The following is a 22,647-nucleotide window of genomic DNA, read 5'->3' as shown; positions in this document are numbered from 1 at the left end:
ATGAAACATATCATCTGTCTATTTTTCCTATCCGTGTGTAGCACTTGGGCACAGACAGCTATTTGTATAGGGGAGCGTTTTACGCTCCCTTCTACCATTATGGGCGGGGAGCGCACCATAGACCTCTACCTGCCTCCTTCCTATAATGATAGCTCCCTTACCCCCACGGATTACCCTGTGGTCTATCTGCTTGATGCGCAAACCAACTTCAATTATTTCACTACCCTTATAGAGAAGCTCACCCAAGGGATTCCCAATATACCTGAGATGATAGTCGTAGGAATAGAAAGCACTGAGCGAGATAATGATTTTACTACAGAGAATGATCACTTTTGGAAGTTTGTCCGCGAAGAGCTTAAGCCCTTGGTGGAGGGCAAATATCGCTGTAAGGACTTTCGTATAGCAGTAGGGCACTCCCTCGGAGGCCTCTCGGTGGTGGATGCTCTGATAAAGCATACTGACTTGTTCAATGCCTATATCGCTCATGATCCCAGCCTATGGTGGGGAGAGGGTTATGGGATCAAGCTCTTTGAGCAAAGCAAAGGCAAGGATTTCCAAAACCGCTTGCTCTATATCACCCATACGGGCTATAAGATACGCCATAATGGTCGTAGTGGGCATGTGGCTACCTTTGACAAGCTCAAAGCAATGCTTACAGCTAATGCTTTCCCCAATCTACAATGGAAGATTTCTGAGTACTCCAAGGAGAACCATGGTACCATACAGCTTATCGGTAATATAGACATGTTCCGTGCGCTCTTTGCCGAGATGTTCATTGATCGCAATGATATAGAGGAAAATCCACAAGTAATAACCGAGCGATATAAAGCACTTTCCCAAAGACTACATTATACTTTTACCCCTTCAGAACCTTATCTGAAGAATACCATAAAGTGGTTACAGCGCAACGGAAAACAGACCCAAGCCCAAGAAGTGGAGGCGTTGTTAATAAATTTCAAAGAAAAAAATAAATAACAAGCAGAATTTGCAATTATCTGATTATCAATTAAATAAAATCTACTTTAGCGAAAGATATATGATTTAAGGTATAAATAAAAAATCGGTTGATAAGTTTTTATGAAAAAAAGATAAAAAAAGAACATTTTTTATTTGTTTCTAAAAATATTTTTATATCTTTGCGCCGAATAAACAGTTAGACTTATGAGTACACCAGTAAATAAGGAAGTAGCTTGGGATAAGACCAAGACCATTATGAGTAAAACCGATGCAAAGGGAGTGATAGAGTATGTAAATCAGGTATTTATGGACGTTTGCGGATATAATGAAGCTGAACTAATAGGTAAGCCTCACAACGTGATTCGTCACCCTGATATGCCTAAGACTATATTCAAAATCCTTTGGGATAATATCCAAAAAGGGATTAACTTCCATGCAATTGTTAAAAATTTAGCTAAGTCAGGCGAATATTATTGGGTAATTACCGATTTTGATATTATCCGTGACCCAAGTGGACAGATCATCAACTACATGGGTAGAAGAACCTCCGTTCCTGAGCAGACTATAGAAAAGCACATCGCTCCCTTGTACCAAAAAATATTGCAAGTAGAACAAGCTGGCGGTATCGAAGCAGGAGAGCAATACTTCCAACAATTCCTCAAAGACCAAGGTAAGGATTACCTTACTTATATTGAGGATGTGATTTTGGAATTTAAATAAAAATACACTGTAAAACCAATCGTGAAGAATTAAACAACAAAGGGGAGTTCTAATGTAATGATTTTTCAAAAGAAACCCTTGTTATTAAAAAGATTTGTTCATCTTCAAGAGAGAGGCTAAAGATATTTTATGATTTACATAGGAATTGTTAATAACTTTTTTTGTAAGGTAATAAGGTCTTTAGTAGGTGTAATCTATTGTTAATCAGTAAATAACATTTTTCTTTTTGAGAAGTTGAACGAAGAATCTTTAAAAATAGCGAGGTCTTGAGAGAAAAAGTAGTGTAAGACAAATAAAAAATGACTACATTTGCCTCCCTGAAATAATATTGTAGATTATGATATTGAAACTAAAAAAAGTAGCACTTGTTGTAATAGGTTATCTGATGGTTTCCTGTGGCGCTGGTAATGACCAGGGGGAACTTATAGGTGTAAAGGGTGGACTATGGAAACAGCCCAAGCCTTATGGAATGACGCTTGTTCCAGGTGGTGCTTTCGTTATGGGTAGCTCCGACTATGATAAAGCTCATACCGAGGACGCTACTACCAAAACGGTAACCGTAAGCCCTTTTTATATGGATGATACCGAGATTACCAATGGTGAGTATCGCCAGTTCGTCAATTGGGTGCGTGACTCTATCGTACGTCGCAAGTTGGCTATCATGGCCGAAGAAAGTGGGCAATCTGCTGGCGGTGAAGGTATTGGAAAGTACGCTTTCTTGGATACCGATCAGGAGAAGCTAAGCGCCTACGATAAGTATATGTATGAGAACTATGGAGACAAGGATAATCCTGAAAAGCGTAAAATCAACAGAAAAGTGAAACTCATATGGGACAAACAAAAATGGCCTGATGAGCACTATGTTGAGGTGATGGACTCCATGTATGTACCTATTGAAGAGACTTATAACGGACGTCGTCCTTTGGCGGTGGAGAAACTTGTCTTCAAGTACCAATGGATGGATATAGAAGCTGCAGCTCGTTCTCACAAAAAAGGACGTAAGGACTTTATCAAAGAGGAAATCGTAAAGATATATCCTGATACCACTGTGTGGATTAAGGACTTTAACTACTCTTACAATGAGCCTATGCACAATGACTACTTTTGGCACTATGCCTATAGTGAGTATCCTGTGGTAGGTGTTACTTGGAGACAAGCAAAGGCTTTCTGTGAGTGGCGTACCCTCTATAAGAACTCTTTCCAAAAAGCAAAGAAGAGAAAAGACGTGAATGCATTCCGCCTTCCTACCGAAGCTGAATGGGAGTTTGCCGCTCGCGGAGGTCTCGAAGCAGCTACCTATCCTTGGGGTGGCCCTTATACCGTGGATAGCAAAGCTTGTTTCATGGCCAACTTCAAGCCTTCACGTGGGGACTATGCTGCCGATAATGCTCTTTATACAGTAGAAGCAAAATCATATCACCCTAATGGGTACAACCTCTACAATATGGCAGGGAACGTATCAGAATGGACAAATACTTCTTATGATTCTAACTCATACGAATACATGTCTTCTATGAACCCTAACGTAAATGACCAACAAAACAAACGTAAAGTAATCCGCGGTGGTTCTTGGAAAGATGTAGCTTTCTATACCCAAGTGGCTACCCGTGATTACGAATACCAAGACTCTGCACGTAGCTATATAGGTTTCCGTACAGTACAGAGCTTCATGGGGGTACAGAGAGTTAACTCTAAGAAAGGTAACCTCTCTAACCTAAGATAAACTATAGTGAAGATTAAAAATTAATAAATAAAAGAAGTATAATCAAAAAAAGAAAAAAATGGCACAGTCAAAATCATCAAAGAAAATCATGAATATGATTTATGGATTAGGAGCCTCTGTGGTAATTCTCGGAGCCCTTTTCAAACTCCTTCACTGGGAAATCTCTTTAGGTTCCATTAAGCTAGGTGGTGGAGTGCTCCTCGCAACAGGTCTTATCACCGAAGCAATCATCTTCGCTATCGCAGCCTTCGAACCTGTAGAAGAAGGCCTTCACTGGGAACGTGTATTTCCAGAGCTTGCAGGCGGTGAGCCAAGACAACTTAACTTCGCTGGCGGTGCTGCTCCACAACAACTTGGATACCAAAACGAACAAGAAACACAACTTCTTAGAGAGTCTTTGTCTGAAAAGTTGGATAATATCCTAAGAGAAGCTCACATAGATGCAGAGCTAATGAACTCATTGGCTAAGAGTATCCGTAACTTCGAAGGGGCTGCTCGTAACATAGGCCCAGCTGCTGATGCTGTAGCTTCTACTCAAAAATACGGAGAAGAACTCACCACAGCTGCCGTACACCTCGAAGCCTTGAACTCTCTTTACCGTATCCAACTTGAAAGAACAGAACTTCAAGTAAATGCTCAAGAAGGTATGGTAGATAACCTTAACTCATTGAACGCACAAGTTAATTCATTCAAAGAACACTTGAAATCTCTTAACACTGTATATGGTGGCATGCTCTCTGCAATGGGCGGAGCTCGTTAATCTAAAGAAGTATAATTATTTAATCATTTAACCAATTAGAAATGGCAGGAGCAGCAAATTCACCACGACAGAGGATGATTAACCTGATGTATCTGGTTTTCATCGCGATGATGGCGCTCAATATGGGTAAAGAAGTACTAAGTGCGTTCGGGCTTATGAACGAAAAATTACAAGCCGCTAACGAACGTTACGTTTCTACCAATGAGGCCGTCTTTGCAGAATTAGAGAAAAAAGAACAAGAAAAACCTGAAGAATATGCAGAGGCTTTGAAAAAGGCTCGTCAAGTAAGAGATTTGTCTAACGAATATTACTCTTACTTAGGGACTCTCAAAGAAGAGGTAATGAAACAGGCTGGTAGTACCGAAGCAGAAAGAAAGGATTACCAAATAATGGACAAATCCGATATGTTGGATGAAAAATTCTTCAAAACTGACGGACTTAAACCAGCAGGTCAGGAATTCTTGGACAAAATCAAAAACTATCGCAACCAATTAGTAAGTCTTCTTGATGCTAAGGACGAAGCGCTTAAGACAGTTATCGAAGAACGTTTCAGTACTGGTGTAAACGACAAAGTAAAAGATCGTGAAGGAAATAGCGTGGGTTGGGTTCAGTATAACTACGAAGGATTCCCTTATATAGCAGCTGTTACTAAGTTCTCCCAATTACAATCCGACATTCGCCAAACAGAACAAGACTTCTACAAGGCTATGCTCGGTGAGAAGATGAAAGAAGAACTTTCTATGAAGCACTATACTACCCTACTTGAACAATCCAGAGGGGCTTACTATGCTAACCAAGAGTTTGACGGAGCTATCGTTCTCGGACGTAAAGATAACTCTACCAAACCTAAAAAAGTACAACTTACCCTTGATGGCCGTCCTATCCCTGAATCACAAGTAGAAGTGGTAGAAGGAAAGGTAAAACTTAAAGTAAATACAGGTAATGTAGGTGACCACAAGATTGAAGGTAAGCTTATCTATGAACAAAATGGAGAAGAAACTCCTGTAGATGTATCTCAATCATTCACCACTATCCCTCGTCCAAACGAAGCAGTAATCTCTGCCGATAAGATGAACGTGGTATATCGTGGCGTAGTGAACCCTATGACTATCTCTATGCCAGGGGTCCCTGATAACCAAGTAAATGCTTCTGCACCAGGACTTTCTCGTAAGAGTGGACCTAACTATATTATGAAGCCTAACGCTGGTTCTGCTGAAGTTACCATCGTAGTTACAGGTACTTTTGACGGTCAGAAATTCTCTTCTTCTAAGAAGTTCCGTGTAAAAGATATTCCAAAACCAGAAGGAGCTATCTTACGTACCACTGGAGCTGTGAAGTTGGCTAAGGCTAATATCTTGGCAGGAGAACTTTCTGTAGCATTTAACGATTTTGATTTTGACCTTACTACCAAGGTAAATTCCTTCCGTATCTTGGTGCCAGGACAGCCTAGTGTGGTAGTACAGGGTAGTCGTGTAAGTGCTAGCGGTGCAGCAGCAGCAGCAGTAAACCGTGCTAAGAAGGGAGATATAATTCAAATATCAGAGATACGTTACTCAGTATCAGGATATAGTGGTACTCCTAAGCCAGCTACTCCTATATCTATCGAAGTATTATAACAAATTATAAGATTATGAAACAAGCACTAAAGAATATCCTGACGCTATCTTTTTTGTGGATAGTATCCTCAAATGCTTTTGCTCAAGTGAATATCTTGAATGCAAAAGTACCAAGTGAGATAGGTGAGAAGACAACAGCTCAACAGGAATCTGACAATGATGTACCACTTCCTTATGGTTATGTAGATGACCGTGATATCATGTGGTCAACTACCACTTGGGAACTTGTGGACTTGGAAGAAAGAGCTAACTTCCCGCTACTATTCCCTATTGATACTATGGAGATTGGTGCAGACCGTCGCTCCTTGTACGATGTTCTCCTAAGAGCGATGAAGGAGAAAAAACTCACTGAAACTTATACAGATTCCTATTTCACTGAAAAGAGAACATTCGATGACCTTAAGTACAGTTTGTCCAAGGCCGATACTCTTGATGCAGGATATGAAATCCTTAACCAAGGGCAACCATTGCCACCAGAATATATCGTACGTACTGACCTTACCTCAAGGGATATTGTACAGTACCGTATCAAAGGTCTATGGTACTTTGACAAACGACAAGGAGAACTTAAGTATCGCTTACTTGGACTGGCTCCAGTAGCTCCCGATGTGAGTGTTTTAGGAACTGATGATGCACAATCGAGCTTGGTAGAGCTTTTCTGGGTATGGTATCCTGCTGCAAGAAATATCTTGCACAAGGCTAGGGTATTTAACCAATTGAACTCAGCTAATCGTGTCTCCTTTGACCACTTGCTGAACGCCCGTCGTTTTGTAGGGGTGATTTATAAGGAAGACAACGTGTATGGGGATAGGGAAATCAAGAAATACCTTCCTGACAATGCCCTATACCAGCTCCTAGAAGCCGAACGTATCAAACAACGTATCCGCGACCGCGAACAAGATATGTGGGTTTATTAAAACAATATACAAAAGACTACCTCTTTGGGGTAGTCTTTTGTTTCTTTATAAATGTCTTACGTTTTAATCTTTTAAGCCTTGAATCTTGATTTTCTCAGTCAATATTTTACCGAAGTACGGTTCGCCAAGGGAGAGATCCTCACTCGCGTAGGTGAGGTAGAGAACTATTTGTATTACCTTAGCGAAGGTATTGTACGCTTTTTCTATTATAATCCTACTACGGATAAGGAAACTACAGTAGATATTCTGTTTCCTGAATCGTTCTGCCTTTCTTATACTTCTTTTGTTAAGCAAGCGCCCTCACTGCTTTCTATTGAAGCCCTTAAGGATGTTACGGCTTATAAGATAGGACGCGAACACCTTGAGCACCTGATACAGCAACAAGAGTACCTCCAAATAAAAGCCGATATATTAGAACACTTGCTTATAGAGAAAATGCAACGAGAAGCGCAATTTCTGCTACAATCCCCCGAAGAGATCTACCGCACCCTATTGGAGAAAGATTCTAAACTCATTCAGAACATTCCGCTAAAATATATCGCTTCCTATATAGGCATTACACCCCAAGCCCTCAGCAGAATACGGAAACGGATTTTTTGAGTATTCTCATTTATGAACCCAAGTTCATTTTTCCTACATTTTTTCGTCGTTACTTTGCATTGAAAAACAAAGACAAATAAAATGAACTTCAAAATGTTTCCCGTTACTTTTATGATGGCACTTGCCACTTCCAAAGGCTATGCCCAAAACGCTGATTTCTTGACTCTTATCAAGGCTGCTACTCAAGCACCTTCGGGTCATAACTCTCAGCCTTGGTGGTTTGAGACTTCTGATCATAGCATTGTGATCTCGCCCAATTTGGATAGGGCACTTCCTGCGGTGGATAGCCAGCACCGCGAACTCTTTATCAGTTTGGGTTGTGCGCTGGAAAACCTCTGTACGAAGGCTACTGAATTGCACTACCAGCCCCAGGTGAGTTTCAGTGACGAAGGAGTTATTACGGTAGACTTACAAAAATCTCATACAGTAATCCCTGACCCCTTGGCGACAGTGATTGAAAAGAGACAAACAAACCGCTCTGAGTATGAAAACAAGCCTATAGACCCAGTTTTGTTGCAGGGACTTATAGAAAAAGCTTATCAAGGACAGCTACCCGCTGAGGAACAAGCTGAAATACATACTTTTGCCAAGGATACTCCACCTTTTGAGATCCTCACCCAAGCGGTACTACAAGGCAATACCGTGCAGATGGGAGACCCTGCTTTCAAAAGCGAACTCCTCTCATGGATTCGATTTAATAAGAAACATAGTGAGAGCACCCACGATGGGCTGAGCTATGCTGTATTGGGAGCACCCAACTTGCCTCGTTGGGTCACCGAACCTATTGTAAAGGCGAGCCTGAAGGCCAAGACACAGAACAAGACCGACCTGAAGAAAATACAATCCTCCTCACACATGGTGCTGCTGACCACCGAGAAGAATGATATTGCCACTTGGATACAGACAGGCCGCACTCTTGAGCGCTTTTTACTCTTGCTCACTCAGGAGGGAATAGCTCATGCTTACCTTAACCAGCCTTGTGAAGTGCCTGAAATCAGTGCTACACTGCGAGAAAATCTCCCTATAGCTCATGCTTACCCCCAGATACTCCTACGTCTTGGCTATGCCCAACCTATGGCCTACTCCAAGAGGAAAGATATTAGAGAAGTTATAAAAGTGAAGAAAGAAGAATATGGAATTCATAACAATTAATGATCTAAGTTTCACGGTCCGTGTAACTAATGAGTGAAATAATTAGCATATCTTTCAATTATAAGATAAACCTCATTGCCATTGAAGTAGATAGCATACTCCCATTGTTTTTGCCTGTAGAGGGCTTCACGATGGAAGATTTCCATTTCTTCATCTCCATTTTTCAGGAAGGTGCTGGGGGCACGGAGGAATTTTTGATAGTCCTTAGGCATTAGATAAGTGGTCTTTAGGTAGGCCATACGATTCCCTTGACTAATGTCGAAATAGACCTCTACTAGATGACTGTTGTCAAACTGAGGATCCGTATTCTTCCGATCGTCCTCATCGGGTGAATAGATGCTGCTTTTGTGTATATACACAGGGCGAAGATTTTTGGCTGGAGCATATATAGGAGGCGCAGTAAAGCGATCCGTAAGCGCTTGCCTAAAGGGAGGGTGTGTACCCCGTGCTGGCTCAAGGGTGGCGAAATCTTCCTTCTGGCAATAGAGCTGTGCCAATTGCCACTTGCCCTCTAATAGAAATACGACCTTATAGTTGCCTTCCTCTGGGAACTCTTTCAGGTCGTAATAATCCTTTCGGTCAGTATGCTTTAGAAAATAGTAAGTAGCTTCTTTTTGTACTTTAGAGAGGAAAGTTCTCTTTTGTTCAGTCGTCCATTTTTCGGTATGAGGTACTTCCTCCAAAGGTTTTTTTAAGGTGTCATTATCTACTAACCATGTATGGTAATAGTTTTCATCAAAATCAATGTAGTAATTACCTAAGAAGACCCCTTTCTGCTCCGTTTTCTCGGTTTTGGTGTGTATCAGCCTTTCTTCAGATGTTCCTTTGGAGCTTATTTTTACGAAAAAGAGGATGTTATCTAAGGAATTATAATGATAAGTAAACAATTTGTTCTTGGAACAAAAGAAAATATTAGAGGAACCATTAATCATATACTCCTTTTGCTCATCAAACTCCAACTCTTTTTTAGGAGATAGATCAGAGTAGAAATGGTCATCATTGATATGCCAGAGATAATCGTACCAATACATATATTTATCAGGCATTTTAGTAGCATAAATACCATTTTTGTAATTCTCAATAGTATCTTCTCCTGTAGAGAACCAAAAGACAGCAGAACAAAAGACAAAGCCGAGTATAAGGCTGATGATTTTGACTGCTTTATACTTTGTACTATAGTAGATGAGGGTAATGGTGGTAATCAAAAGGAAATATCCCAATAGAAAACCACCTCCATAGATCGCCCAACCAAGGCTATTGATACTGTCAGGAAAAGTGATGATAAAAAGGGCTACCAAAACAGCCCAAAATAAGTAACCAAAGAGAATAACTTTTTTCATCTTAGATTAAGGATTACAATACAGTGGCAAAGATAGCAAATAATTAGTAAATCGGCCAATTAGTATATTAGCTAAATCCTTTGTCAAATAGAGAAAAAGTTGTATATTTGTCCCATATAACCATAATGATTGACAAATATGAAAAAAAGAGTTGTTTTTACAGTTTTGGGCAGTTTGCTATGGCTTAGCTGTGGCAATAACCATGATATGATGTATAGCCCAGAATATCAGTATCCTTCCTATACAAAGGATATGCAAGTGCCCACGGGAGAGCGCGGAGAGACCTTTAAGGAGATCAAGGAAAACCCCTTTGTGGAGGTCTCTTCCCAGCCTGTCTCTACCTTTTCGGTAGATGTGGATAGGGCAGCTTACAGTAATATTCGCCGTATGATACAGCAGGGTACCCTTCCTCCTAAGGATGCAGTGCGTATAGAGGAGATGATTAACTACTTCGATTATGATTATCCTACCCCCGATGCACAAACACCCTCTCCCTTACGAGTGAGCTACGAGCAGGCTCCAGCCCCTTGGAACACCACACATTATCTTTTGCGTATTGGTCTCAAGACTAAGCCTTTAGATCTTTCCAATACGCCTGCTTCTCATTTGGTGTTTTTGATAGATGTTTCTGGTTCTATGATGGATTACAACAAACTACCCTTACTTAAGTCCTCCTTGAAGCTCCTGCTTCAAAATCTCAAACCACAAGACAAGGTCAGTATCGTAACCTATGCCAGTGGTACACAAGTGGCACTTGAACCTACTTCAGTTAGGGAACGAGAGAAGATAGAAAAGGTATTGGACGGACTTGAGGCAGGTGGAGCAACCTCTGGAGAACAAGGAATACAGCTGGCTTATGAGCAAGCTCATAAGGCCTTTATCAAGGGAGGAAACAACCGTATCATTCTAGCTACCGATGGTGATTTTAATGTAGGTATCAACAATCCTAATGACCTTAAAGCCTTTATTGAAAAGCAACGCGAGGGAGGTGTGTATCTCTCCGTATTGGGCTTTGGTATGGGCAATTACCGAGACGATATGTCCGAGACCTTAGCCGATAGTGGCAATGGTAACTATGCTTATATAGATAACCTTACTGAAGCTAAGAAGGTGTTGGTCAATGAGTTTGGTGGAACTCTCTTTACTGTAGCCAAGGATGTCAAGCTACAGGTAGAGTTCAACCCTAAGTATGTAAAGCAATATAAGCTCTTAGGCTACGAAAATCGTATGCTTGCCAATGAGGATTTCACCAACGACAAGAAAGATGCAGGGGAAGTAGGGGCAGGGCATACCGTTACTGCTATCTATGAGATTGTCCCTTCCGATGGAAAAGTAACCTCCTCCCTCCGCTATCAGGACAGCCAACTCAATGAAATAGGGAAGGGCAATGAGGTAGCTTTCCTAAAAATCCGCTACAAAGACCCTAAAGAAGCCAACGCTGCCAGCCGAGAAGTGGTAGAACCGCTGACCTACAACCTAAAAGAACTCCCACAGGCTTCCGATGATTTTCGCTTTGCTGCCGCAGTGGCTGAGTTTGGTCTGCTGCTGAGAGACTCCGAGTACAAAGCCCAAGCTTCCTATGACCAAGTAATAGAACTGGCCAAGAATGCTTTCGGCCGAGATGAAGAAGGCTACCGAAAGGAGTTTGTCCGCTTAGTGGAAGGAGCGAAGTTAATGGCTAAAAATAAGTAATCAATGACTAATAATTATGTTGTTAATTATTTGTCATTAATTATTGATTATTAGATATTAAATATTATCTTTGCCCTTGATAACCTTAAAAAAATAGAAATATGAAAAGAGTGATGCATGCGCTCTGCACGGGGGTATTTGCCTTGTTTGCTTTAGTTTCTTGTTCTAAGTCAGATAACAGCGAACCCAAACGATTTGATATCCCTGCCCAGGCAAGAGCTATTATTTCAGAGGAATATATAGCTAAAATGGCTGCTAATGGAATGACTATTCATGAGGGAACCAATCCACCCAATATAGAGGGGATATTCTCCACCGGTATCTTAGAGATGATATATACCAGCCTTAAGGATGATAGTTACCCTATAGGACAAGAGATAGAGAGCTATCGCTTCAAATTTTATGAGCAAGAAGGCACCAAAGTAAAGACAGATTATATAAATGAAGCTATTACTGCTAATGATCAGGCCAGAGGAAGAGGAACTATTATTTCGGGTAATGGTAACAAGTTTACTGCTTATTTGGACATGAATATTACTGATTTGGAGATAAAAACTCGCGATGTGTCTGTACTCTCAGGTGAGATTACCCCCGAAGGGATCAAGAATTTCCAGTATGGATTCCTTAAAATAGAAAAAACAGGAGATATAACAGGGAGAATGGTTCCAGAAGGAACGATACGTATATGGGTAAGTCAAAGTAAATTGGCTGTAAAAAAGCAAGAATACCCTAATGGAGACTAGCTCATTGGCCAATGAATATAGTATCAAACAATTAAAAGAAATAGATGGAAATGAAAAGAACCATTTATGCGCTTTGCACAGCGATATGTGCTTTATTTGCAGTAGTATCCTGCTCTAAATCAGATGACAGCAATGAGAAAAAAGGAGGAATAAGAAACAACAACTTCCCTCAAGCGGTTACTGAGGTAGTCTCTCAAGACCTTATCCAGAAAATGGCAGATGGGGGTGCTACAATCTATGGAGGAACGAACCCTCCTATAGTACAGCCACTACTCCCTGGTTTACTTTTTACCACTGGAGAGTTAGAACTTATCCATACCAGCCTTGGCAATAATGACCCTTTGAAAAACTTTGACGGATTCTACTATAGATTCTATGGACAAAATGGATCTAAGCTAAAAATAGACTATGAAAACCATGTTGTAGCAACTTATGCAGCTCAAGGGGTAGATGCTGCTATATCGGGAGAAGGAGATAAGTTCACTATCTTTTTTATAGACAAAGCAGGAGACTTGGTGGCACTCTCTGGGGAGTTTACTGGAGATGCCATAAAAGATTTTCAACTAACGAGCCTTGTTAAGGTAGCAGATAACAACTCTCCTGAAGGCACTGTACGTGTTTTTAAAAGTAAAAAAGGCTATGCGGAAACCGTTCGAAGATAAATAGCTAATTAACAAATAGTAAAAACTTCTCTTTGCCTACGGGTAAAGAGAAGTTTCTGTCTATATAAAGACTATTGGAAAAAGGAGGAACCCATAAGTCAGAGATGGTAAAGATACAAGATGTTTATTTTTAATTTGTTAATTATTTGTTATTAACTATTAATCATTGAACATTAATCATTACTTTTGCCCCCGATTTCAAACAGCTATTGTTTAACCTTAAATAAAACTTACAAAGAAATGACCTATATCAAGTTACATATTACCGTAGAATTACCTTGCTGGCAAGGTAACGCTTCGTGGCGTATTCACTTGATGTAGCATTACTCTATCATATAACAAAAGCCCGAAGCGACTGCTTCGGGCTTTTTGTTTGTCCTTCTCTCAAAAATCCCAAGCAAATTAATCGTTAATCATTAATTATTAATTCAATGGGAAATCCATATATTGACGGCTCACATCTACGTTCTTTGCGTTCTCGCAAGCGCATTGCTCGAGAAGACCATGAGAAATATCTGCGCGAATGTTGTAATCGACATGCTGTACTAGAAAAGCAGAGGCGAAACCTGCCACTTGTACCACTTGAAAAACCTTACCAAAAGGGCTATGTACGCTTTTTTGTGTTGAGAGAAGATGTGCGACAAGGCAAGCAAGCCGACTTTTTCGCGACACTTTTAGAGAAAATCAACACCTATCAATACGCCGATACACGCAAGTTCCAGAAGAAGAAAAAGCGCCGAGGCAAACGTGTTTACATAGCTCGTAAGCAGGAATTGTACGCTTTTAATCAATGGGAATGGCAAAGAGCCCTTGAAAGAGGGAAGTTCACTGAAAAGGAACGTGCCTATTTTGCAAGAATAGAGTGTTTCAATCGCCAAAAAGACCGTTTTGAAACGTATTACGAGTTTACCGAAGCGTGGCGTTTTGAACTGCGTGTAAAGCCTAATATGATCACCCACTACCTCCCTGTAGATGTAGCCATAGAGCGAGAACTTGCCGAGCTTGATAAGATCATAAGTAACCATAAGAACTGGGGGATTATCCATAGCAAAATCTATGGAGGGAGTTATTCATGGAGGCAATACCAAAAGCGTTATGACCCTAAGGAAAAGTACAAGCACACCCCACTGAAAGAAATCGCAGCTCTTAAGTATCACACCTCAGCAATGGAAATAGGGGAGATGCTTTTAGAGTGCAAGCCGTATGTGCAATTATAAACAAAAAGAAAAATGGAAGAAAAAATCATACAAATCACCGCAGGACGCGGTCCTTTAGAATGCCAATGGGTAGTAGCCAAAGTGCTGAAAATATTTTTACAAGAAGCTACTCAAGCAGGCATCAGCTATACCATTCTTAGCCGTGAGGAAGGCGATGCCAATCTCACCGTAAAATCGGTTACCCTGCAACTCAAAGGCAAGGGGTTAGCATCGTTTTTGAAAAGTTGGCTCGGTACGGTCTGTTGGGTAGGCAAGAGTACCTTTCGCAAATTCCACCAGCGCAGCAATTGGTATATAGGCATTTTTGAACTTGACCAATTGCAACGTCAGACTTTCTCAGAGCGCGATGTACAGTTCCAAACCACTCGCTCACAAGGCAATGGCGGACAGAATGTGAACAAGGTTAATTCGGCCGTACGCGCCACCCATCTGCCCACAGGTATCAGTGTATTTGCACAGGATTCGCGTTCGCAACTGGACAATAAGAAACTCGCCCTTGCCCGACTTAAAGAAAAACTTGCCGAAATGGAGCTTCAGCAACTCGCTGAACAATCGCAGAGTCATTGGAGCAATCATACCCAAGTGCAACGCGGTAACCCTGTACGTACTTTTAAAGGCACCGATTTCAAAAGTACTTATGTAGAAAAGAGCTATAAGAAAGAACGTGCAGAGGCAAAGAGGGAAATTAAATTAGTCGTTAGTCGTTAGTCATTAGTCGTTAGCTTATGGAAAAATACATACAAGAACTCTTATATAGTATCCCTCAGGAGGTTACTTATACTACCTTTCCTGAAGAACTCGAACCAGAGGATATTTCACAAGAGCGCATCGACGGCTTACGCAAGTTACTTACTCACGAAGATGCCTTTATACAGCTATCTGCTGCTAAATTACTCTCTGCGTGGGCAGTAGAAGAGGGGGGATAAAGCATTAATACAACTATATGCTGAGGGAAGAACAAAGGGCTATTTTGAGCATTTTTTCAGTGGATATAACCCTGAAGATGAACATATTTTTTGGGCACCAGGAAGAATGTACCAAGATACCCATTTCAACCTTACGGTGCTCAATGGTTTGCCCATAGAGCAACTCAAGGTATGTGTAAATCCTGATGATAGAGGTGTTTTAATCGTCTATCTGAAAGCGGAAGGACAACCTATTTTTCATTTCTTTTTAGATGTGGGTATTGCTTTTTGTGAGTGTTGGAATGAGTATGAAGTAGATGAGGACGATGATGACTATCGCTTTGATGACCTTACGGAGGTTTGGCAACTCAAAGGCAAACACATTAGCGCTATTTTTGCCGAAGAAGTAGCTGGAAATAGTGAGATTACTATTCTTTTGGAAGAAGGAGAAAAGCTCAGGCTCTACTATTGCCCCACAAAAGATAAGAGCTATTTTATTAAAAATTAAAACAATGACAAACAAAATCATTATTATAGACTTAGAAGCGACTTGTTGGGAGGGAATACCTCCCCAAGGAGAAGTCAGTGAAATTATAGAAATAGGCATTTGCCTGCTCGATACCCTTACAGGTGAGATTAGTGATAACAGAGGTATTTTGGTAAAGCCTACACATTCCAAAATCAGTCCTTTTTGTACCCAACTTACTACCATTACTCCCGAACTCGTAGCGCGGGAAGGAGTAAGTTATGAGTTTTCTGGCACTATCGTCGATATTTTTAAACGAAAACAAAAATTTAAAGAGAATAGAGAAGCCTTTTTGAATGATATTCAGCAAATCGTGCTTCCTTATCTATCTAATTAACCAATGACTCCAGATTGTCCCCCTTCGGGGGAACGGGGGCATTGACAAATCAACAAATTATTATGGCAAATTTAAAACTCAAAGGGAAAGACCTCCTCAAGTTAGGTTTCCCGAATAATCAATCTATTAATGTAGCGTTAGAAGTGATGAAGCGCAATTTCGCTACTAAGAATACCGCTTATGTAAAATCGGTACTTGAAGACATTTTAAAAAATCCTGTGCAGTACGAAGGGCATCTTACTTTTGGTCAGATAGCCGAAGCGCTGCTTTCATCTACCAAAACCGAAAAAAGACAGCTCAACGCCTCACGAGCACCTTATCATATCTTTGGTGACGACATTACCGAAGAGGCTAAAACGCAACTCTACACGGCTCTCAAACTCCCTATTTCGGTAGGGGGTGCGCTCATGCCCGATGCCCATAGCGGCTATGGGTTGCCCATAGGGGGCGTACTGGCCGTGGAGAATGCTGTGATTCCTTATGGAGTAGGCTTGGACATTGGTTGTCGTATGTGCCTTAGTATCTTGGATATCCCTGTGTCCTACCTCTCAGGGGCGCGAGATAAGTACGAGAAAGCCCTCATGGAACATACCAAGTTTGGTATGTACGAACATCATAAGTCGCATGTAGAGCACGAGATTTTCGACCGTGATACTTTTTCACTGATTCCTATCCTCAAACGATTGAAGGATAAGGCCATCAAGCAGATGGGTACTTCGGGTAGTGGTAACCACTTTGTGGAGTTTGGCGAGGTAGAACTTTTAGCCGACGATCCGCAGATAGGTTTGCCCAAAGGGAAATATCTCGGTATACTTTCGCATAGCGGGTCACGTGGTTTTGGTGCGGAAATCGCTCAGTATTACGTACGCGTAGCTGCCGAACAATGTCCGCTCCCGAAGGAAGCCCAACAGTTTGCATGGCTCGACCTCTCTACCCACTTAGGGTTAGAGTATTGGACAGCTATGAACCTTGCGGGTGATTACGCTTCGGCTTGTCATGAGGACATTCACCGCCGACTTATTCGTGCGGTAGGCGGTCGCTTGAGAGCACGTATTGAGAACCACCACAATTTTGCATGGAAGGAAATTCACGATGGTAAGGAGGTGATTGTACACCGCAAAGGAGCGACCCCAGCAGGGGAGGGCGTATTGGGTATTATCCCCGCTTCCATGACCGAGGCAGGCTATATCGTACGCGGTAAGGGCAATGCCGATAGTTTTGATTCGGCTTCACACGGTGCAGGGCGTGCTTTCTCTCGCAATGAGAGCCGCAGCCGCTTTACCAGTTCTGATATCAAAAAAGCCCTCAAAGCCAAGGATATTACCCTCATCGGAGGCAATGCCGAAGAAGCTCCTATGGCGTATAAAAACATAGAAACCATCATGGCTTCTCAAAGTGATTTGGTAGCTATCATCGGTACTTTCCAACCGAGAATTGTACGTATGGACAGATAGTTAGTGACTAACAACAAGTGACAAGTGACTAATAGCACAGTAGAATTAGTCATTTGTCACTCGTCACTTGTCACTATTTTTTACTATCTTTGTCCCATAATTTTTCACTATTCACTATTCATTTTTCACTTAAGAAGATGGCCAAGAAAAAGAAAACCCTACCAGCAAACTTCGACGAATTGTTAGAAGCCAAAGATTTAGATGCACTTAAAGCGGTGTTCAACGAATGTGAGCTAAATGCGTACGACCGTTATTCATTCAAAAAACCAGCCCTTTCTTTCTATGATATACCTTTAGAGCTAATGGATTGGCTCATTGCCCAAGGAGCAGACATTAATGTAAAAGATGAGTATGACCGTACGCCGCTGCACTATCACGTTCAGGTGAATAATGTAGAAAGAGTAGCTCTTCTTTTGGAAAGAGGTGCTGATATAGAGGCGCAGGATAAATACAAGAATACTCCTTTGCACTTCGCTGAATACAATGCCGAAGCAGCCCAATTACTCATTGAAAAAGGTGCCAATATTAACGCAAAAGATGATAGAGGAAATACGCCATTGGAGCGTATGCTTTTCAGATTAAGAAATGCTTATATAGAGAAGGCTGCTAAAACAGCTGAGCTTTACCTCAAAGCAGGATCGAAGCCTACCAAATTTGCCAAAGAACAAATCACCCGCATAGGAGAAGATTTTGAGTTTCACCGCAACGATTTCAACCCAGAGTATTTGGAGGAAACCGATGCAGGATTGCAACGATTATACAAACTCTTTGATGTGCCTCCCGTACCCCGCCGTATCCAGTACGATGGCAAGTCACCTATTGTACTTACTGGCGATACATGGGAAGAACGTTTTGAGCAGGCATGGACACTTTTGGTGCCCAGTAGTGGTAGCGCAACTACCATGCAGGGAGAGGTAGTGCGTATTGCAGGCAGGGTGAATGACGAACTTTTGCGCAATGCTATGGGCAACTGGGATAAGGAATACCGCAAGATGCTCACTGCCATTAGTGGTTATCTGCAACAAGGCAATTCGCTTTCAGAAAATGAACTTACCGAAGTAGCCGATATTCAAAAGCATATTTTGGAAGACGATGGTACTGGCACCCAACGCTTATGTGAATTAGCGACCGCTTGGGTCGTGCAGAATCCTCAGCCTATCGCCTTGGGGAAAGTGAATTACAAGTGCTAAAAATATTTTAATGGCGACAAAATACATCAAACTTTTCTTGAGATTGGCAGTAAGTACCGCTATGCTTTCAGCAGTAGCCGATCGTTTTGGTTTGGCGATGCTCACCTCCGTAGGGCTAAAAGCTACCTTTGACTATTCGGTATGGAATGCCATTGGGGCTTGCCTTGCTATTAGCTGTTTGAAAGAAAAACATTGGGAGATAGATAGTGTTATAAAGTAACCTTTACAAGAGAATTTCTTATACTGCTCCTATAAAATTACAAAATGAAAATCATCTCTAAATTCAAAGATTACTACGACTATAAAGTCGCTGAGTACGGCATAGACGAAAACCTTGTCTATGACCGGCGTAATGGAACGATTGTAGATAGACAGCGTATTTCTCCAGAAGAATCTAACCTTGCCTTGTATTCAACACTATATGTAGGAAGTGAAGTGGTACATCTTTTTATTACCCAAAATAAAATCTATACCCATTTTGATTTAGTAGATATAGAAGAAAAAAAAAGGAGGTATTATTTTTTTGACGGATACTGTCTAAAATTCCGAGATGGAAAACAATATAAGTATAAAAGTAATCTCTGCTTAGGTTATTTCTCAGATACAGCTGATTTCATTCGTGAGAATAATGGTTTTCATATCAGGGAAGAAACTCATTTGTCTTGGGAAGAACTCTCAAAAATACCGTTACTACTCATTACGAGTGATTATAGAACGAAAAATCAAAAAGTATATATAAACCCTAGTTTGCAGGAACTCGGTATCTATATTGATCCCGATTTTGTATGGCAACACATCGTGCAGTACCTTTCCGACCTCAAAACCCAAGCCGAGCAATCGCCCGAACTGCCCAATGAGCTAAAAATAGACAGCAAAGGCTTCGACAAAAAACGCTCTTTCCGCCCCAAAATGAAATAATATTAAAAAATAAAATTCGTCTGACTTGCCAGCCCTCTAACACTTAAAACAAATGAAAGAACAACTTATCCGTATCCAACAAAAATTAGTTCAAGCCAAAGCCGCTGATAAAGACTTGGAAGTATTCGGTGCCAGCTCACACAAATACCATCTCAACCCTCCCGTAAGTGAGGCAGAAATCCTTGCCTTTGAGCAAAAGTACGAACTTACCTTGCCTGAGGGCTATCGCGATTTTCTACTTACTATAGGCGACAAAAATGCTGAAAGGTTAGAGAGGATAGCAGGTCCTTACTATGGACTTTTTGATTTTGATAGAGCACAAGAACAATTTCTTCTTGGCGAAGGCACTCCTTACCTAAAAGCTCCTTGTGCCCTCTCTCCTGATATGACAGATGAAGAATGGGATGCTTTTAGCAGAGAACTTTTGGAAGCTGAAATAGCCGAACAAGAAGCCGAGGTAAACAATACAGAATTTCTGTTAGACGATGCCACTTACGAAGCACTTCACGGAAAGGTATATAGTGGTCTCTTACCCCTAGGCTCTCAGGGCTGCTCTATGTACCACGCTTTGGTGCTCAACGGCAAATATGCAGGGCGTGTGGTGAATATAGATGTTGATTTGAGAAAACCTAAGTTTGCTTTTGAAACTACCTTCTTGGATTGGTACGAACGCTATTTGGATGAGGTGATCTCTGGCGATTTGATAGGAAACACCTTAGCCCGTTTTGGTTATAACCGTCGTGGTACTATTGAAATTCTTCTAAATGACTATCAGCAAACTACCGATTTGCAAGAGCAAAGGAATTGTAGGGATGCTCTTTGGCATAAGAAATTTCCTTTTCCAGCAGAAACGTTCCCCACTATTGAAAGAATTATCAGTTGGAATAAGGAAGATAAGCACTTCTTTATCAATCTTCTTTTGCGCTCTTCTTATGAGCATGCCAAGCCCTATCTAAACACTTTGATAAAGGAGGATTTTAAAAAAGCAGTGGAAATGATATGTTTCTATGCAAAAAAACATTATGCCGACTGGGTAGAAGTAGTAAAAGCACAAATGCCTACTATTGAGGATTTAGATGTGTTTAAGCGCGCAAGTTCCATAATATCTGACTGTCCTAACAGCAATTTTGAGCCTGTTATCGTTCCATTTACGCATCATCCTATTGCCCAAATGCGTGAGTATGCTTATTATACTCTCTCCAAAAGTCCTAATAAGGAAGCCTTTTTGGAGGTTTTTATTAGCGGACTACAAGATACTGATAATAATGTACTCAGAGCAGCTATCCAAGCTCTTTCAGGTATAACCGACGAACGTTTGTTACCCTATTACAAACAAATAGCCAAGCGTTTCCCCAAAGAGAAAGACTATATTCTTAGTAACTTAGAACGCCGTTTAGCTTCTTTTGGGCTGACTATAGGAGAGGCGAGAAAGTAAAAAAACAATTATCTCTTGACTTTTGGATTGAAAAGTTGTATTTTTGTTCTTTAGAATAAGGCATTGACAAAATGAGCAATATTACCATACGAAACTTTGGAGCGATCAAAGAACATAGAACTCCTATAGAGATTAAAAAAGTAACCCTCTTCATAGGTAATCAGGGCAGCGGGAAGAGTACCGTTGCCAAACTGATAGCTACTTTTATGTGGATAGAAAAGGCTTTGTTTAAAGAAAGTTATAATCCTCAATGGTTTGAAAAAAATAATACTTTTAGGGACTTGTTTCTAAGTTATCACCGCCTTGAGAACTATTTGAAAGAAAATACTTATATTCAATATACAGGAAGTGCTTTTTCAATTACCTATACGGAAGGACAGTTGTCTTTTGAAAAGAAGGAGATGGCGTATGCTCTTCCACAGCTAATGTATGTGCCTTCTGAGCGGAACTTTATTTCATATATGAAGAGTATGAGGGAACTAAAAGTAGCTTCAGCTGCCTTGAATGATTTCTTGGCAGCCTATACTTATGCTAAAGAAAAGGTAACCGAAATGCCGCTCCCCATCAACGACTCTTATTTGTTATACGATAAAAATAGAGATACACTCTATGTAAAAGGTGATGACTATAGGGTACAACTCTCAGAGGCCTCAAGTGGGTTCCAATCATTAGTGCCTTTGTTCTTAGTGTCTGACTATTTAGTAAATAGTGTAAAGGATAAGACAGAACCAATGAGTATAGAGGAACGTAAACGATTTGAAAAGCAAATCAAGGAAATCTATGCCAATCCTCATTTTACAGAAGAGCAACGACGTAGCGCAGCCAACGCTTTATCTGAAAAATTTAACAAAACCTCTTTTGTCAATATCGTTGAAGAGCCTGAGCAAAACCTCTTTCCAACCTCGCAACGCGATATGCTCTATAGTTTGCTGAAAATCAATAATGAAATACCTGCTAACAAATTGATAATTACCACCCATAGCCCTTATTTGGTCAATTACATATCGGTAGCTGTGGAAGCAGGAAACATACAAAACGAGGCAAACAAAGAACAGATAGGAAAGATTATACCAATTTCAGCACTTGTAAAAAGTGATGATTTAGCTATTTATGAACTTGATGAAAAAGGATTTGATGAAGAAGGAAATACTGTGAAGTTGTTAGGCAATTATAATGGAATACCTTCTGATGAGAATATGTTAAATCTCCAAATAGATGAAACCAATAACCTTTTTGCAGACCTTTTAGATTTAAAACAATAATGGCAATAGATTTTTTTAATAACCGATGTCAGCAAGCTACTTCTGAAAAGATTTTTGGGTTATGTGATGAAGAGGGAACACAGAAACCTGCTTATATTGATATAAGTAATCAGGATAATTGGATTGCAGAGATAGAGAATGAAGACCAAAAAGAAGTTTATTTCATAGCTATTGATAACTGTATTGAAATTTGGCGGGACGATGACCCTACAAAAATGGAGAAACGTTGTGATGGTATGCTTGGGTATGATGGGAATAACCTTATTTTTGTAGAATTAAAAGATAGAAAGCTAAAAAATGCAAGTGATTTTATAAAAGAAGCGGCTTTGCAACTTGTAGCGACAATAAATCACTTTAAAAAGAACTGTAATATTGCAGATTATAATATTAAAGCAGCTTATATAGCGAATAAAAATAAAATACATTGTAGTTATGTAGCAAGGATGAAACGATTTCAACAAGAAACAGGCTATACCCTCCGAATAGAAAACAGAATCAAAATCCCCTATATGATCCCCTAA

At 40.6% G+C, this 22,647-nt stretch carries 24 protein-coding genes; 23 read left to right on the top strand and 1 reads right to left on the bottom strand.

What is annotated here, in order from left to right:
* The 8 genes from HMPREF1154_RS01570 to HMPREF1154_RS01535 all read left to right on the top strand — a co-directional run bounded on the left by HMPREF1154_RS01570 (position 1) and on the right by HMPREF1154_RS01535 (position 8,445).
* The gene (locus HMPREF1154_RS01570) at positions 1 to 975 is read left to right on the top strand and encodes an alpha/beta hydrolase (RefSeq protein WP_034566679.1); all 975 of its coding nucleotides are present in this window, start codon (positions 1 to 3) and stop codon (positions 973 to 975) included.
* 186 nt (positions 976 to 1,161) lie between these two features.
* A complete protein-coding gene (locus HMPREF1154_RS01565; protein WP_009640837.1) occupies positions 1,162 to 1,677 on the top strand; it encodes a PAS domain-containing protein in 516 nt (171 codons plus the stop codon).
* Between the two features lie 337 nt (positions 1,678 to 2,014).
* A complete protein-coding gene (gene gldK / locus HMPREF1154_RS01560; RefSeq protein WP_009640750.1) occupies positions 2,015 to 3,400 on the top strand; it encodes a type IX secretion system lipoprotein PorK/GldK in 1,386 nt (461 codons plus the stop codon).
* 58 nt (positions 3,401 to 3,458) lie between these two features.
* Entirely contained in the window at positions 3,459 to 4,160 is a 702-nt protein-coding gene (gene gldL, locus HMPREF1154_RS01555; protein ID WP_034566677.1) for a type IX secretion system motor protein PorL/GldL, read from the top strand.
* Positions 4,161 to 4,201: 41 nt separating this feature from the next.
* Positions 4,202 to 5,776: a type IX secretion system motor protein PorM/GldM gene (gene gldM / locus HMPREF1154_RS01550; protein WP_034566675.1), complete on the top strand. Its 1,575-nt coding sequence runs from the start codon at positions 4,202 to 4,204 to the stop codon at positions 5,774 to 5,776.
* A 14-nt stretch (positions 5,777 to 5,790) separates the two neighbouring features.
* The gene (gldN, locus tag HMPREF1154_RS01545; RefSeq protein WP_009640856.1) at positions 5,791 to 6,693 is read left to right on the top strand and encodes a type IX secretion system ring protein PorN/GldN; all 903 of its coding nucleotides are present in this window, start codon (positions 5,791 to 5,793) and stop codon (positions 6,691 to 6,693) included.
* A gap of 78 nt (positions 6,694 to 6,771) precedes the next feature.
* Positions 6,772 to 7,293, top strand: a complete 522-nt coding sequence (locus tag HMPREF1154_RS01540; RefSeq protein WP_009640874.1) for a Crp/Fnr family transcriptional regulator — start codon at positions 6,772 to 6,774, stop codon at positions 7,291 to 7,293.
* 93 nt (positions 7,294 to 7,386) lie between these two features.
* On the top strand, positions 7,387 to 8,445 hold the full coding sequence (locus HMPREF1154_RS01535) for an Acg family FMN-binding oxidoreductase (protein ID WP_009640781.1): 1,059 nt from the start codon (positions 7,387 to 7,389) through the stop codon (positions 8,443 to 8,445).
* A gap of 26 nt (positions 8,446 to 8,471) precedes the next feature.
* Here the strand turns inward: HMPREF1154_RS01535 and HMPREF1154_RS01530 are convergent, their stop codons facing one another.
* Positions 8,472 to 9,785 (bottom strand): hypothetical protein, encoded by a 1,314-nt coding sequence (locus tag HMPREF1154_RS01530; protein ID WP_009640811.1) that lies wholly within the window; start codon positions 9,783 to 9,785, stop codon positions 8,472 to 8,474.
* A gap of 210 nt (positions 9,786 to 9,995) precedes the next feature.
* On the opposite strand from HMPREF1154_RS01530, the gene HMPREF1154_RS01525 reads away from it, so the two are divergent.
* From HMPREF1154_RS01525 to HMPREF1154_RS01455, 15 genes are all read left to right on the top strand, one after another.
* Positions 9,996 to 11,477 (top strand): vWA domain-containing protein, encoded by a 1,482-nt coding sequence (locus tag HMPREF1154_RS01525; RefSeq protein WP_009640780.1) that lies wholly within the window; start codon positions 9,996 to 9,998, stop codon positions 11,475 to 11,477.
* A gap of 101 nt (positions 11,478 to 11,578) precedes the next feature.
* Positions 11,579 to 12,220, top strand: coding sequence for a hypothetical protein (locus HMPREF1154_RS01520; protein WP_009640791.1), 642 nt, complete (start codon positions 11,579 to 11,581; stop codon positions 12,218 to 12,220).
* Between the two features lie 50 nt (positions 12,221 to 12,270).
* Positions 12,271 to 12,882 carry a hypothetical protein gene (locus tag HMPREF1154_RS01515; RefSeq protein ID WP_009640757.1) on the top strand — a complete coding sequence of 204 codons (612 nt, stop codon included), beginning with the start codon at positions 12,271 to 12,273 and terminating at the stop codon, positions 12,880 to 12,882.
* A gap of 431 nt (positions 12,883 to 13,313) precedes the next feature.
* Positions 13,314 to 14,099: a hypothetical protein gene (locus HMPREF1154_RS01510; protein WP_009640784.1), complete on the top strand. Its 786-nt coding sequence runs from the start codon at positions 13,314 to 13,316 to the stop codon at positions 14,097 to 14,099.
* Positions 14,100 to 14,111: 12 nt separating this feature from the next.
* Complete coding sequence (gene prfH, locus HMPREF1154_RS01505; protein WP_009640832.1) at positions 14,112 to 14,807, top strand: peptide chain release factor H; 696 nt, start codon at positions 14,112 to 14,114, stop codon at positions 14,805 to 14,807.
* 17 nt (positions 14,808 to 14,824) lie between these two features.
* Positions 14,825 to 15,025 (top strand): hypothetical protein, encoded by a 201-nt coding sequence (locus HMPREF1154_RS01500; RefSeq protein WP_009640772.1) that lies wholly within the window; start codon positions 14,825 to 14,827, stop codon positions 15,023 to 15,025.
* Positions 15,026 to 15,131: 106 nt separating this feature from the next.
* Complete coding sequence (locus HMPREF1154_RS01495) at positions 15,132 to 15,512, top strand: hypothetical protein (protein ID WP_009640858.1); 381 nt, start codon at positions 15,132 to 15,134, stop codon at positions 15,510 to 15,512.
* A gap of 4 nt (positions 15,513 to 15,516) precedes the next feature.
* Positions 15,517 to 15,867, top strand: a complete 351-nt coding sequence (locus HMPREF1154_RS01490) for a 3'-5' exonuclease (RefSeq protein ID WP_009640799.1) — start codon at positions 15,517 to 15,519, stop codon at positions 15,865 to 15,867.
* Positions 15,868 to 15,929: 62 nt separating this feature from the next.
* Complete coding sequence (locus HMPREF1154_RS01485; RefSeq protein WP_009640777.1) at positions 15,930 to 17,321, top strand: RtcB family protein; 1,392 nt, start codon at positions 15,930 to 15,932, stop codon at positions 17,319 to 17,321.
* A 137-nt stretch (positions 17,322 to 17,458) separates the two neighbouring features.
* Complete coding sequence (locus tag HMPREF1154_RS01480; RefSeq protein ID WP_009640862.1) at positions 17,459 to 18,511, top strand: ankyrin repeat domain-containing protein; 1,053 nt, start codon at positions 17,459 to 17,461, stop codon at positions 18,509 to 18,511.
* A gap of 10 nt (positions 18,512 to 18,521) precedes the next feature.
* A complete protein-coding gene (locus HMPREF1154_RS01475; RefSeq protein WP_009640801.1) occupies positions 18,522 to 18,731 on the top strand; it encodes a hypothetical protein in 210 nt (69 codons plus the stop codon).
* 44 nt (positions 18,732 to 18,775) lie between these two features.
* Entirely contained in the window at positions 18,776 to 19,429 is a 654-nt protein-coding gene (locus HMPREF1154_RS01470; RefSeq protein WP_009640822.1) for a hypothetical protein, read from the top strand.
* Between the two features lie 52 nt (positions 19,430 to 19,481).
* Positions 19,482 to 20,864 (top strand): SMI1/KNR4 family protein, encoded by a 1,383-nt coding sequence (locus HMPREF1154_RS01465; RefSeq protein WP_009640878.1) that lies wholly within the window; start codon positions 19,482 to 19,484, stop codon positions 20,862 to 20,864.
* A gap of 71 nt (positions 20,865 to 20,935) precedes the next feature.
* Positions 20,936 to 22,126, top strand: a complete 1,191-nt coding sequence (locus tag HMPREF1154_RS01460) for an AAA family ATPase (protein ID WP_009640819.1) — start codon at positions 20,936 to 20,938, stop codon at positions 22,124 to 22,126.
* The gene (locus HMPREF1154_RS01455; protein WP_009640805.1) at positions 22,126 to 22,647 is read left to right on the top strand and encodes a hypothetical protein; all 522 of its coding nucleotides are present in this window, start codon (positions 22,126 to 22,128) and stop codon (positions 22,645 to 22,647) included. Before HMPREF1154_RS01460 ends, HMPREF1154_RS01455 begins: the two co-directional genes overlap by 1 nt.

Source organism: Capnocytophaga sp. CM59 (assembly GCF_000293175.1).
In the GTDB taxonomy this organism is placed as follows: domain Bacteria; phylum Bacteroidota; class Bacteroidia; order Flavobacteriales; family Flavobacteriaceae; genus Capnocytophaga; species Capnocytophaga granulosa.
The sequence above is the reverse complement of the archived record's forward strand: the minus strand, read 5'-3'. Positions and strand labels throughout refer to the sequence as shown.